This window comes from Thiolapillus sp., assembly GCF_048562965.1.
Lineage (GTDB): Bacteria > Pseudomonadota > Gammaproteobacteria > Chromatiales > Chromatiaceae > Thiolapillus > Thiolapillus brandeum_A.
Genome location: NZ_JBHNMF010001547.1, coordinates 1 through 565 on the forward strand (window position 1 = coordinate 1; position 565 = coordinate 565).

General features: G+C 53.6%; 1 protein-coding gene. It reads left to right on the forward strand.

Going from position 1 to position 565, the window contains the following annotated elements:
• Positions 1-68 precede the first annotated feature (68 nt).
• The coding region (locus tag ACOCD2_RS25435) for a hypothetical protein (RefSeq protein ID WP_419594372.1) at positions 69-565 on the forward strand (497 nt) is incomplete at its 3' end.

Here is a 565-nt window from a genome sequence, read left to right on the forward strand (position 1 = left end):
CCGGTTTGGAAGCATACCTAAGCAAGGTGACAGATCATTGCAGGGCGTTACCGGATTTCGCGGAAGGGATGACGCTGTTGGTGATGGGCGGACTCGGTCGAGGATTCGCATTGAGCTTTAATGAATGGCCAGACCAGTGGCGTTTGTCAGCTATACGCATATCGGATCTACTGATGTTAGCCAGTGAGTTGGACCGGCCAATCACGCGCTATCTCAAATGTATCAAGCAGAAGGAATGGGCAGAGGGGGAAGGTGTCAAATTTATTAATGTTAACGGCGACTATAATTTCTACTGTTTCTGGCGCCGACTAAACTACCAGCTTGTGCCGCGCGACCTGCCGGTAAGCAATGGCTCCATGATTCCCATTAACAACGACATGGTCCTGCCAGTCCGAGAAGAAGTGCGAAACCTTGTGGACCGCCACGTCATCCAGACGGTGGCCAATTCTTATTCACCTGCCATACGCTTCGGCAGGGACGCGTACTTCAAATCCATGCAGGGCCGCCCGATTTATGCGAGCCTGGGTCATCTGCGCGCGGGCGTGTTAGCTGGCGCGGTGGAGAC